The following is a 12277-nucleotide window of genomic DNA, read 5'->3' as shown; positions in this document are numbered from 1 at the left end:
CGCCGTGCCCCCGGTGCCCCCCGTGGACGAAGCGCGCCGGGTGTTCCTCGCGAGGGCCACCGCGGGCGGCGCGGCGCTCGCGGCGGGCGGCCTCACCGGCTACGGCATGTGGAGCGCCTTCCATCCGCCCGTGGTCAACGAGGTCGCGGTGCGGCTGCCCGGCCTGCCCAAGGCGCTGGATGGTTTCACCATCGTCCACATGAGCGACATCCATGTGGGTCCCATCATCCAGCGGCGCTTCATGGACGAGCTGGTGCGGCGGGCCAACGCGCTCAAGCCGGACCTGGTCGCCATCACCGGCGACCTGGTGGACGGCACGGTGGCGGACCTGCGCCACTCCGTCGCCGCGCTCCAGAACCTCCAGGCGCGCGCGGGCACGCACTTCATCACCGGCAACCACGAGTACTACTGGAACGCCAGCACCTGGGCGGACGCGCTCACCGGCCTGGGCGTCACCGTGTTGCGCAACCGTCACGTGACCATTGGCGACGCGGGCGGCGCGTTCGACATGGTGGGCGTGGACGACTGGTCCATGCGTAACGGCCCCAAGGGTTACAACCTGGACGCCGCCCTCCAGGGCCGGAATCCCGACCGCGCCGCGGTGCTGCTCGCACACCAACCATCCAATTGGGATGTGGCCGCGAAGGCGGGCATGGGCTTGCAACTGTCCGGACACACCCACGGCGGGCAGTTCTTCCCGTTCACCGTCGCCGTCTCCGCCATCTGGAAGCACGACGCCGGCCTCTTCCAGGACGGCGACAACCACCTCTACGTCAGCCGGGGCACCGGTTTCTGGGGCCCGCCCCTGCGCGTCGCCTCGCCGTCTGAAATCGTTAAGGTGACGCTCCTGGCGTGAGGTGTAGATTTACCCGGAAATGAGCAAGGAACCAGCGAAGCGCGAAATCAAACAGGAACGGGCCGCGCGAACGCGGGTCGAAATCCTGGAGGCCGCCATCACGTTGTTCGCTCGGCGGGGCTACCTGTCGACGACGATGTCGGACCTGGCGAAAGCCATCCGGATGACGCCGGGCGCGCTCTACTGGCACTTCCCGACAAAGGAAGACCTGCTCCTGGCGGCCATCGATGAACTGCACCAGCGCTACCTGATGGAGTTCGCGCCGCTGCTCGCCGAGCGCCGCATCCTGACCGGCCGGGAGCAGCTGGTGTTCGTGGTGTCGCGCACGTCGCAGTTCCTGCGCTACCACCGCGAATACGGCATCTTCTTCGGGATGCTGTCCGCCGAGTCCGCGGAGTCCAACGACCGCGTGGCGGAGGCGCTGCGCGAGAAGATCTCCCTCTACGTGGCGGTGCTGGCGGGGATGATCCGCTACGGCCAGAAGCGGCAGGAGTTCCGCCAGGAGGTGGACCCGCTGCACATGGCCCACACGATGATGGGCGGCTACCTGGGCATCCTGCTGCACCACAACCTGTTCCGCGCCGCCGTGAACTACGACCCGCTGATGGCGTCGTTGGATCAAATCCTCTCCGGCGGCCTCCACGTGCGCGGCCCCATGGCCTGATGCGCTGACCCCACCGGGCCGGGCGGCCCGGAAGAACAGACGCCCGGTCCCCCATGCGAGGGACCGGGCGTTTTTCATTTCAGGGAGGCTTTCATCCCCGCTCCCCTCGGGTGAAGGGAGCGGGGCGGGATGCCGGGACTACGGCGTCTCGGTGGGGCTCGACGAGTTCTGAGGCTGGCGCGTCGCGCGCTGCACGAAGTCCGCCGCGTTGTCGTCCGTGTCCTGGCCGTTGCCAGCGAGCTCGTCCGCGCCGCCCACGCCCATGGTGGCGGAGGTGGAGGACGCCCGGGCCTTGCGCTCCAGGCTGCCGCCGGACGCGGGGTGCGCCGGCGCGGCGTGGCCGCCTTCAGGAGCCGCGCCCGTGCCGTAGCCCAGGGTGTCGATGGCGTTCGCGTCGTTGTCCTCCTGCCCGATGGCGGCCGTGCCCAGGCGGACGTGGCCGCCGCCCGACGTGCTGGCGGACGTGTTGAACGAATACGACGCGTCCTTCTCCACCGCGAGGGAGTAGGCGCTGCCGACCACCAGGTAGTAGCCGTGCGCCTTGATCTTCGCGCCCTGGGGCAGCTCGGCGGACTGACCGTACTTGGAGGTCGCGCCCGCGGCCCGGTACTGGACCTTCCAGCCGCTCATGTCGACCTCCGCGTTCGTGGGGTTGTAGAGCTCGATGAACTCGTCCGACGCGTTGGCGGAGGTGCCGCCGCAGAACTCGCTGATGACGACGTGGCCCTGGGGCGGGGCCACCGTCACGGCCGCCTCCTTCGTCACGCCCTGGTAGGACGCGGTGAGCTCGCCTTCGCCCGTGGTCTCCGTGGCGGTGAAGACGACGGTGGCGGTCGTCTGACCTTCCGGCACCGTCACCGTCGTGGCCGCCAGCGAGCCCAGCTCCGCGGGCCTGAACGCCACATCCACGGCCGCGCCGCCCGCGGTGGCCTTGCGGTCCAGCGTGACGGTGAACGTCTGCGTCGTGCCCACCGTCACCGTCACCTTGTCCGGCGTGACGCTGGCGAGCTTCGCGGGCGGAGGCAGCACGGTCAGCTGCGCCGAGCGCGTGATGCCGTTGAGCGAAGCGGACACCGCGCCCGTCCCCTCCCCGTCCGCGGCGGCGGTGAACGTCACCGTCGCCGTCGTCTGAGCCGCGCCAAACGTCACCGACGTGGCGGACAGCGCGCCGAAGGGCGTGGCCGGCGAGGTCAGCGCCAGCAGCACCTGCACGGGCTCCGTCGGAGCGGACTCCAGCGTCACCGTGAACACCTGCTGCGCGCCCGCGTTCACCGTGGCGGTGGACGGGGTGAGCGAAGAGAGCCGCGGCACGTCCGTGATGACGTTCACCGTGGCACTCAGCGTGCCCAGCGTCACCGTGCCGGAGCCAGTGCTGGTCTCGCCCACCGTCAGGTCGAAGGTGGCCGTCAGCGCGTCCGTCGTCACGGCCTGGGCCGTGATGGTGCCGAAGCCCGCGGGCGCCACGGCCACGTCCAGCGTGGTGCCCGCCGGCACCGGCCGGTCGAACGTCACGGTGAAGCGCGCGGTACCGCCCTGCGCCACGCCCTGCGTCGCCGGGGTGAGGTCCGCGGCGCTGGCCGCCTCGTTCTCACCCAGCACGCGCAGCTCGGCCGTCTGGGAGGACGTGCCCAGCGTCGCGGTGAGGGTCACCGAGGCCGCCTCCGCCTTCGCCTCGAGCGCCACCGTGGCGCTCGTCTGGCCCGCGGGGATGACCACCTGCCCGCCCGCCGCGGACAGGGCCGCCGCGTCGCTGGAGGAAAGGGTCACGGTGACGTCCACCGGGTAGGCGTTCGCCATCGTCACGGTGAGGGGCTGCGGAATGGCCCGGGTGCCACCCACGCGCGCGAAACCGCCGGACGTGAAGCCCGTCAGCGCCGGCAGGGGCGGCAGCGGGATGACCATGTCCGCCGCGCTCCGGGGCAGCAGCTTGTGGTCGCCGAAGGTGAACGTGAGCACGCCGCGCAGCGTGGTGTACTCCGTGCCCAGCACCTGCGGGGCATAGGCGAAGGACTGGTCATCCACCATCAGGCCCGAGGACGCCGGGTTGCCGGCCTTGTTCTCGTCCACGATGAACTCGCGCTTGTCGTTCTCCAGGCGGGTGTTGAAGACGTTGCGGACCTCCACCAGCGCGCCCTCCAGCGCATTCGCCTTCGGGCCGTTGGTGCGGATGTCCTCCGTGCGCACCACCGCCGGGGCCGGCAGCGGGTTGGCCGCGCTGTGCTTCGTCACCTTGCCGTCAATCACCTCCAGCAGGCCGAAGTACTCCTTCAGCGTGCCCTCCACGCGGATGTTGTCGCCCACCGCGACGTCGGACTTGGGGCTGTAGATGAAGAGGCCGGAGTCCTCCACGCCCTTGCCAGCCGGGTAGTTCGCCACCTGCACCCAGTAGCCGCGGTCCGCCTTCACATCCACCGCGGTCACCACCACGTCGTCCACCGCCATCTTCATGTTCACCAGCGACTGGTTGCCGAAGCGGGGCGTCGCCTTCACGTCGTAGACGCTGGTGGCGCACACGCCGCCGGCGAGGACGGTCCCCGAGCAGAAGTCGCACGCATCACCCAAGCCGTCGCCGTCCGTGTCCTTCTGGTCCGGGTTTGCCACGAGCGGGCAGTTGTCGGTGGCGCTGGAGACGCCGTCGTAGTCGAAGTCGGACGGGTCCGCGACCGAGCACGTGGCCGCGTCATTCGGGCAGCCGTCGCACAGGTCGCCCTTGCCGTCGCCGTCCGTGTCCTTCTGGTCCGCGTTGGCCACGAACGGGCAGTTGTCCTTCCAGGTGGGCACGCCGTCGTGGTCGTCGTCCTCGCCGCGGAAGGCCTGGCACGCGGTGGTGCCCGCCTCCAGGGGGCACGGGTCGCACGCGTCACCCACGCCGTCGCCGTCCGTGTCCATCTGCCGCCCGTTGTCCATGGGGCGCACGGGGTTGAAGATGGTGGGGCAGTTGTCGACGGCGTCCTCGATGCCGTCCGCGTCCGCGTCCGCCGCGCTCGCCACGCCCGTGTAGACGGTGGAGCCGTTGACGGCGGCCACCGGGAAGCTGGTGTTCACCGCGCTGCGCGAAGGCTCGCAGGTGGGCTCGTTCTCCGGGGTGCCGCACGCGAACAGCGGGTACAGGCCCTGGGTGTCCGTGGAGCTCTGGAACTGCGCCAGCGTCTGGCCAATCTCCGACTTCACGCACGCGGCCTTCTGGGTGCCGCACACGTCCAGCGCGTCGCAGGCGTCCGTGCCCTTGAGGCCGTCCACCAGCGCCTGGTCGCCGTAGAGCGGCTTGCCGCCGCGCACCGTCAGCACCACGTCCGCCGGCTGCGCGGTGATGACCGCGCGGAACGGCGAGGCCGCGTTCGCGCCCACGCGGAAGATGGCCAGGTCCGCCACCTTGCCCGGGGCGATGCGGCCCACGCGCTCGTAGATGTCCACCGCGTCCGCGGCGTTGGCCGTCACCATGCGCCACAGGTCCTCGTCCGTGAAGGTCTTGGCGTAGCGCGTGGTGTTGAGGTGGTCCGCGCACGCCAGCTCGCGCAGGAGGTTCATGGAGCCGGAGCGGATCCAGTCCGTGCCCAGGGAGATGGACACGCCCAGCCGCTTGTAGGCCGTCACCATCGCCGTGTCGCCGTACAGCGAGATGTTGGAGCGCGGCGACCAGACGAGGCCGGTGCCGTGCGCCGCCATCTCCGAGATCTCCCGGGCGGTCAGGCCCACGCCGTGGATGATGGACGAGCGCGGGAACAGCACGTTGCCGCCGCCCGTGGACAAGCAGCGGAACTCGTTCTGAGCCGTGGCCGCGATGCCCTCCGCGATGTGCGGCAGGTACGCCGACGTGCGACTGGTGATGGTCGCCGAGGACGGGAACGAGGAGTAGGAGCAGCCGTCCGACAGGGTGCTGCCGCCGGTGTCACCCAGCGGGAAGGTGTCCGAGTCCGCGTACGGCATCCCCAGGCCCTCCTGGTTCGCGATGCCCGCGGAGCCGCCCGTGTCCATGTTGCGCAGGAATCCCGCCTGCCCGCCCGCGCCCGCGATGGCGGTGGTGCCCGCCATCACCTGGCGCAGCTCCGACCAGCGGATCGCGTCCGCCTTGGAGTTGGCCTTGTTTGCCAGCTCGGTGTGATTGTTCTTGCCCGTGCGCCAGTCGTGGCGGTGCTCGTAGCGCTCCACGCTGGTGCTCGCCAGCGGCGCGTTCGGGTAGGTGATGTGGTCATGCGGGTTGATGAGGCCCGGGGAGATGACGCCCGTGGGGCACGTCACCACCGTGGCCTCCGCGGCGCCCGCCGCCTTCGAGCAGTCGCACTCGGAGCAGGTGATGACGCCCTGGGCGTCCACCAGCACCTGGCCGCCCACCAGCGTCTGCCCGTCCTTGAGCACGATGCCCGTGAAGAGCTTGCCCGCCGTGCCCTCCTTCGTCACCGCACAGGTGGCGCCGTTCGCGAGCGGCGCGGGAGGCGTGGCCCAACACTGGACCGTCTGGGTGGTCGTGACGGTACAGTCCGCCTCGCACCCGTCGCCTCCCATGGTGTTGCCGTCGTCACACGCCTCCGTGGGTGCCTTGACGCCGTCACCACACTTCGCACCCGGGAGGGTGCAGTTCGCTTCGCACCCGTCGCCACCCCGGGTGTTGCCGTCATCGCACTGCTCCGCGCCTTCCTTCTTTCCGTCACCGCAGACCGCATTGACCTCTGGATCTGAACTGCAGGCACTGCCCAACAGAAGGACCGCGCCCAGGGCGGCCAGCAATAGACGGGGGGAGCTGCGCATGAAGCCTCCTGCCCGAAGGCAGTGCTTGAAGAAGGACCAGGTGCGACGAGGAAAACCCCCCGTGCCTCGCATGCGGCGTGGGGTGGGGGTGCAACATTTCAGCGATACCTGACCCCTGAAGTCCACTTCGTGGGGCTCCAAGGGCATTCCGTGTGGCGGAAGGTATGGTAGGAGCACACCCAACGTGTGGGGGAGCAGGCGGATGACGCGTCCTGCCACGTTCTAGAGTGGGGGGGACATGATTACCCGGAATCCATCCAGCACCGTGTCGCGCTTCCTGGACTCGCACCTGCGGCGGGACGCGCAGGCCCGGGAGCTGTCCGTGGCGCGCTTCATGAGCATCCTGTCCGCCATCTGCGTGGTGGTGGCCTCGGCGCTGGGGCCCGCGATGGGCTGGGACCTGACGCTCGCGCTGATGGGGCTGTCCGCGGTGCTGTCGGGCTACTACGGCTGCATGTGGTGGGTGTTGCGCTCCGGCGCGTTCCACCCGGCCATCCCGTGGCTGAACGTCTTCATTGAAGTGAGCATCCCGGCGGTGGTGCTGGCGTTCGACCTGCACTTCAAGGGTCCGGTGTACGCGCTCACCGCGCCCACGCTGGTCATCTGGGGCACGCTGGTGACACTGGCGGGCCTGCGCAGCAACCCGCGCCTGGGGCTGGCCGCGGGCGCGCTGGTGGCGGCGGAGTACCTGGCGCTCTACTTCGGCTTCGTGCGGCCGCTGTTGCCGGAGGAGCCGCTCGTCACGCTGGGGCCGCTGTTCATCTGCGTGCGCGCGTTCTTCTTCGTGGCCACGGGCGCGCTGACGGCGACGCTGGCGCGGCACTTCCTGGAGCGCACGCGGAGCGCGCTCGCGGCGCTGCGCGAACAGGAGGTCATGGGCAAGTACGTGCTGCACGAACGCGTGGGCGCGGGCGGCATGGCGGAGGTGTACCGGGCCACGTACTCGCCCGAGGGCGGCTTCGAGAAGCAGGTGGCCCTGAAGCGCATCCTGCCGTCGTACGCGGACGACGCGGCGTTCGTGACCATGTTCCGGCGCGAGGCGGAGCTGTGCTCGTCGCTCTACCACCCCAACATCGTCCAGGTGTTCGACCTGGGCCGCCACGGCGGCACCTACTTCCTGGCCATGGAGTACGTGGACGGGCTGCCCCTGAGCGCGCTGCTCAAGCCGCGGAACCGCCGGCCGCTGCCCCTGTCCGCCGCGACGTTCCTGGCCGCGGAGCTGGCGTCCGCGCTGGACTACCTGCACCGGCGCACCAGCACGGACGGCGTGCCCTTGCGGCTGGTCCACCGCGACCTGAACCCGCCCAACGTCCTGGTGTCGCGCATTGGCGAGGTGAAGCTGTCGGACTTCGGCATCGCGCGGGACGCGGTGCGCGCGAACCTCACGGTGGCGGGCAGCGTGCGCGGCAAGCTGGGCTACATGGCGCCGGAGCAGGCCATGGGCAAGGACATCGACGGGAGAGCGGACCTCTTCGCCCTGGGGCTCACGCTGCACGAGGCCCTCACCGGCCGGCGCGCGCTGAGCGGCCACTCGGAGGAGGTGCTCCTGCGCGCGGCGGTGGACCAGGAGGTCGTCCCGCCCTCGCAGCTCAACCCCGCGGTGCCGCTGGCGCTGGACCTCATCGTCATGCAGCTGCTCCAGAAGGACCCGGAGAAGCGCACGCCCAACGGCGCGGCGCTGCGGCAGCAGCTGCTGGCGCTGGACGGCCCCGCGGCCCCCTTCCCTCACGGCCAGGGGGAGCTGGGGCGGGTGGCGCGCGAGGCGAAGGCGCTGGCGGAGCAGCTGACGCAGGAGACCGTGGAGACGGCGGCCGTGGGGAAGCCGCCGCTCGCGCGCCTGGCCTGACCCAGGGGCGTGGCTGCGCGGGGCACGGGAGCGCGTTAGAACGCGGCGCGTTTCCTGTCGCCTGGAGCCCGCCGCCTTGGACATCGCCGTCATCACCTACGCCGGACTGCCGCAGCTGAACCCGCTGGACGCGCCGCTGGTGCCCGCGCTGCGGGCGCTGGGCCTGGATGCGCAGCCGGTCATCTGGGACGACCCCACCGTGGATTGGAGCCGCGTCCGCGCGGCGGTGGTGCGCAACGCCTGGGACAGCCACCTGCGCCGCGAGGAGTTCGTCGCCTGGGCGGACCGCGTGGGCAGCGTCACGCGGCTGTTCAACCCCGCGGACGTGCTCCGGTGGAACACGCACAAGGGCTACCTGAAGACGCTGGAGGCGCGCGGCCTGCCGCTGACGCCCACCGTCTGGGTGCCACCCGGCGGAATGCTGGACGTGGCGGCGACGGCGCGCGAGCGCGGCTGGGACGCGGTGGTGCTCAAGCCCGCGGTGGCGGCGGGCGGGCTCAAGGTCTTCATCGTCCGGCGCGAGCAGTGGGACGACGCGAGCGCGAAGGTGGCGGAGCTGGCGAAGGAGGGCGACGTGATGGTGCAGCCCTACCTGCGCGCCTTCGAGACGGAGGGCGAGCGCTCGTACATCTTCTTCAACGGCGTCTTCAGCCACGCGGTGCGCCGCCCGCCCACGCTGACCACCGCGCCCCGGGGCTTCGCGGAGCCGCACGGCTTCACGCCGGACAACGCGGCGGAGCAGCGGATGGCGCACGAGGTGATGGAGGCATCCGGAGGCGCTCGGCTGTTGTATGCGCGCGTGGACGTGGCCACGGACAACGAAGGGCGCACCCGGCTTCAGGAGGTGGAGGTGACGGAGCCGTGCCTCTTCCTGCCCATGGACGCGGGCGCGGCGGAGCGGATGGCGAAGGCCGTCATTGCCCGGTTGTAGCCTTTCGGGCTGGCGCATTCGCCCACTCGTGGACACCTGGAACGCCGTCAGTGCGACGCGAAAGCGGCGGATGGGGTTATGACTGGGCCATGCGAGCCCTGTTGCTCTCGCTGCTCATCCGGCAGCACATGGCACTCCAGGAGAAGTTCAACGCCAAGTACCCGCACGCGTGGCTGGTGTGGGAGGCGGGAGCGTGGAACGTCCCCGAGGAGCAGAACGTGGCGGCCACGCGGCTGCCCATGATGGACCTGCGCGACTGCCTGCCCGCGGGCGACGCGCTGTGCTTCGAGCTGATGGGGGTGGCGGACCGCGGCCCCCTGAAGCTGGGGCGCGCGTCGCACAACACCTTCGTCGTCAATGACGCCACGGTGTCTCGCGAGCAGTTCGCCCTGCACCCCTCGCCGGACGGCGGCTGGAAGGTGGAGCGGCTGGCGCAGTCGCGGCCGGTGACGGTGAACGGAGAGGCGCTGGAGGCGGAACAACCGCGCCTTTTACGCACGGGCGACGAGCTGAAGGTGGGCGACGTGCGCCTCACCTTCCACGACGCCCCCTCGTTCCACGCGCGCATCGGCCGCATCGCCGCGCAGGTGCTGGCGCAGGCCGCCACACCGCCCCAGCGCTGAGGCCCGCGCGGGCTGCCTCGCCCGCGCCGCCGATCGTGTCGCGAACGTCCGGGCGGCGCTGCGAAGCCGCCTACCGCCCCACGGTGCCGAGCGTCGTGTCCCGGGGATTCGGCGCCGTGGCGACCCACACCGCGCCGCCCGCGAGCAGCGCCACCGCGCCCGCGCCCGCCCAGACGTACCAGCGGCGCGTCCACGGCTTGGAGGCGCCCGCCTCCGTCTTCACGGACGCGTCCGGCACCTGCATGGCCAGGGCTTCCGAGGCCCCGTTCTTCTCCGGCGCGGAGGACGGATTCGCGGCGAGCTTCGCCTCGTTGGCGCGCGCCTCCGCCAGCGCGGCCTGCTCCCGCGCCTTCTGGAGCTCGCGGTCCCTGGCGAAGCGCTCGCGCTCCCGGCGCTGCTCCTCCTGGACGCGCGCCTTCGCGTCCATCTCCGCGACGAGCTCGCGCACCACGTCCGCGTTGGCCGGCTCCCCCTGCGACAGCGACAGGTAGCGCCGGTAGAAGAAGGACGCGCGCGACGGGTTGTTCAGCTGCCGGTGGCACTGCGCGATGTTGAAGAGGAACGCGGGCAGCGGCTTGATGCGGTACGCCTCGCTGAAGGCCTTGAGCGCCCGGTCGAACTCGCCCAGGTCGTACGCCAGGTTGCCCTCGGAGAACTTCTCCCGCGCCTGGTCGTCCACTGCGGTCGCCGTCGCCTCCGCCGCCACCACCGGGAACGGCGTCCCCAGCGCGAGCGCGAGCGCCAGGCTCAGGGCCTTGGGCTCACTGCGACGCGAACGGATCAATGACCGCATCCCTGCTTCCTCCCTTGCGGCCCGGCGCACGCGCGGGGGCTCGGCGCGGCCCCGCGCTTGCCTTCACCAGCGGCACGGACAGCTCCGCGGCGGCGGCACCCTGCTTCAGCTCCACCGTCCGCTCCAGCGGGACGTAGCCCGCGAGCTCCACGCGCAGCTGCGGCGGCACGGCCTTCCGGCTCAGCGCCTTCGTCAGCGGTGTGACGCCCAGCTCCTCGCCGGTGTCCACGCGCACCACCTTCGCGCCCGGCGGCGACGAGTTCACCGTGAGCGTCACCGCGTCCGCCGCGCCCGCCGCGGGTGTCCCCTGCGCGGCCGCTTCCGTGGCGGACGCCACCACCGCCGGAGCCTGCCCGGCCTGGGAGGCGCGCATCGAGTGCAGCCCCTTCCACGTGGTGATGCCGGACACCAGCGCGAGCGCCGCCAGCCCCACGGACACCTGGAGCCGCCGGGAGCGCAGCAGGCCCGGCACGCGCATGCGCAGGGTGGGCCGCTCCGCCTCCTCCACCACCAACGCATCCGTGCGCGGCTCCGGCGCCGGCGCGGTGGGCATCAGGAGCAGCGCCGTGGTGACCTCCGCCAGCTGCTGGGGCCGTCCCTCCGGCTCCTTCGCCAGGCAGCGCATCACCAACTGCGCCAGCTCCAGCGGCACGCGCTCGCCCGAAGGCAGGTGCGACGGCAGCGGCGGCGGCGGCTGGGTGATGATCTGCACCACCAGCTGCCCGAAGGCCGGCGCCTGGAAGGGCGGGTGGCCGGAGAGCATCTCGTAGAGGATGTTGCCCACCGCGTAGATGTCCGCGCGCGCGTCCACCGGCAGGCCCGCGGCCTGCTCCGGCGCCATGTACGCCGGGGTGCCGATGATGGTCCCGTCCAGCGTGCCGGTGAGGCTCACGCCCGTCTGCGTGGTGATGAGCTTCGCCACACCGAAGTCCAACACCTTCACGAAGTCCTGCTGCCCGGAGCGCTGCGTGATGAAGAGGTTGTCCGGCTTGATGTCCCGGTGCACCACGCCCACCTGGTGGGCCGCGCCCAGCGCCGCGCACACCTGCACGCCCATGCGCTGCACGCGCTCCAGCGTCAGCCCCTCCTCCTTCAGGAGCGCCGCCAGGCTCTGCCCGCGCAAGAGCTCCATCACGCAGTAGACGTGCCCGTCGGGCGACTCGTCCACGAAGTCGAAGACCTCCACGATGTGCTCGTGGTTGATCTGATTGACGGTGCGAGCCTCCTGGAAGAAGCGCTGCACGAACGAGCTGTCCCGCGCGTGCTCCGGCTTGAGCACCTTGAGCGCCACCTGGCGCCCCAGCCGCACGTGCCGCGCCTGGAACACGCGGCCCATGGACCCTTCGCCCAGCAGCTTCTCCAGCTGGTAGTTGCCCAGCACCGCGCCTTCCTGGGCCTCCTGTCCGGCCGGTGACATCACGACTGGCGCTCCGCCACCGTCGGTCACGGCGTCACCCGATTCGGACAGGACTGTGTGAGCGAGGAGGTCGTCGGTGCCCATGGGGGGATCAGGTTTCCATGCCGAGGCGACCCTGCAACCCAGGGGAGGGCATCTATCGCGCGTGAAGCGGAAAAACTTTCGGCACGTGACGATTCACCCGCCGTGTACCGGATGGACAGGTGGCATGTGCGGCGACTGCGCACCTTGAGTCCACGGACATTGAAATACTTCTCCATACAGCCCACTCCCGTCCAAATCCCCCGGCGCAAGATGGTCGCCGCTTGGATGCGGCGGGTCAACGTGGGCGGAGGTCGTCAGGCACCGGGGGGCACGGGGAGTGTTCCCGTTCGTGTTCCCGTTCCGCGAAGGGGGCGGAG

At 71.0% G+C, this 12277-nt stretch carries 8 protein-coding genes; 5 read left to right on the top strand and 3 right to left on the bottom strand.

Annotated elements, in window-relative coordinates; all coding sequences use genetic code 11:
• Positions 1-856 (top strand): metallophosphoesterase (locus D7Y21_RS36330; RefSeq protein ID WP_147469472.1); only part of this gene is annotated, 856 nt, incomplete at its 5' end.
• A gap of 19 nt (positions 857-875) precedes the next feature.
• On the top strand, positions 876-1520 hold the full coding sequence (locus tag D7Y21_RS36325) for a TetR/AcrR family transcriptional regulator (RefSeq protein ID WP_120562243.1): 645 nt from the start codon (positions 876-878) through the stop codon (positions 1518-1520).
• A gap of 138 nt (positions 1521-1658) precedes the next feature.
• On the opposite strand, the gene D7Y21_RS36320 is transcribed toward D7Y21_RS36325, so the two are convergent.
• Positions 1659-6266, bottom strand: coding sequence for a lamin tail domain-containing protein (locus tag D7Y21_RS36320; RefSeq protein WP_121718126.1), 4608 nt, complete (start codon positions 6264-6266; stop codon positions 1659-1661).
• 238 nt (positions 6267-6504) lie between these two features.
• On the opposite strand from D7Y21_RS36320, the gene D7Y21_RS36315 reads away from it, so the two are divergent.
• The 3 genes from D7Y21_RS36315 (at position 6505) to D7Y21_RS36305 (ending at position 9666) form a co-directional block, all read left to right on the top strand.
• On the top strand, positions 6505-8112 hold the full coding sequence (locus D7Y21_RS36315; protein ID WP_120562245.1) for a serine/threonine-protein kinase: 1608 nt from the start codon (positions 6505-6507) through the stop codon (positions 8110-8112).
• A gap of 76 nt (positions 8113-8188) precedes the next feature.
• Positions 8189-9043: a RimK family alpha-L-glutamate ligase gene (locus D7Y21_RS36310; protein ID WP_121718125.1), complete on the top strand. Its 855-nt coding sequence runs from the start codon at positions 8189-8191 to the stop codon at positions 9041-9043.
• A gap of 89 nt (positions 9044-9132) precedes the next feature.
• Complete coding sequence (locus D7Y21_RS36305) at positions 9133-9666, top strand: FHA domain-containing protein (RefSeq protein WP_120562247.1); 534 nt, start codon at positions 9133-9135, stop codon at positions 9664-9666.
• Between the two features lie 70 nt (positions 9667-9736).
• On the opposite strand, the gene D7Y21_RS36300 is transcribed toward D7Y21_RS36305, so the two are convergent.
• Together D7Y21_RS36300 and D7Y21_RS36295 are read right to left on the bottom strand one after the other, a co-directional pair.
• Positions 9737-10459 (bottom strand): tetratricopeptide repeat protein, encoded by a 723-nt coding sequence (locus D7Y21_RS36300; RefSeq protein WP_121718127.1) that lies wholly within the window; start codon positions 10457-10459, stop codon positions 9737-9739.
• Positions 10428-11960 (bottom strand): serine/threonine-protein kinase, encoded by a 1533-nt coding sequence (locus D7Y21_RS36295; protein ID WP_121718124.1) that lies wholly within the window; start codon positions 11958-11960, stop codon positions 10428-10430. The genes D7Y21_RS36300 and D7Y21_RS36295 overlap by 32 nt, the downstream gene beginning before the upstream one ends.
• Positions 11961-12277 lie beyond the last annotated feature (317 nt).

Source organism: Corallococcus sp. AB045 (genome assembly GCF_003668895.1).
Classification (GTDB): Bacteria; Myxococcota; Myxococcia; order Myxococcales; family Myxococcaceae; genus Corallococcus; species Corallococcus coralloides.
This window is presented reverse-complemented; position numbering and strand designations above follow the sequence as displayed.

Coding starts and splice junctions, on each gene's coding strand:
- D7Y21_RS36325 (WP_120562243.1), top strand. CDS start 876: ATGAGCAAGGAACCAGCGAAGCGCGAAATCAAACAGGAACGGGCCGCG.
- D7Y21_RS36320 (WP_121718126.1), bottom strand. CDS start 6,266: ATGCGCAGCTCCCCCCGTCTATTGCTGGCCGCCCTGGGCGCGGTCCTT.
- D7Y21_RS36315 (WP_120562245.1), top strand. CDS start 6,505: ATGATTACCCGGAATCCATCCAGCACCGTGTCGCGCTTCCTGGACTCG.
- D7Y21_RS36295 (WP_121718124.1), bottom strand. CDS start 11,960: ATGGGCACCGACGACCTCCTCGCTCACACAGTCCTGTCCGAATCGGGT.
- D7Y21_RS36300 (WP_121718127.1), bottom strand. CDS start 10,459: ATGCGGTCATTGATCCGTTCGCGTCGCAGTGAGCCCAAGGCCCTGAGC.
- D7Y21_RS36305 (WP_120562247.1), top strand. CDS start 9,133: ATGCGAGCCCTGTTGCTCTCGCTGCTCATCCGGCAGCACATGGCACTC.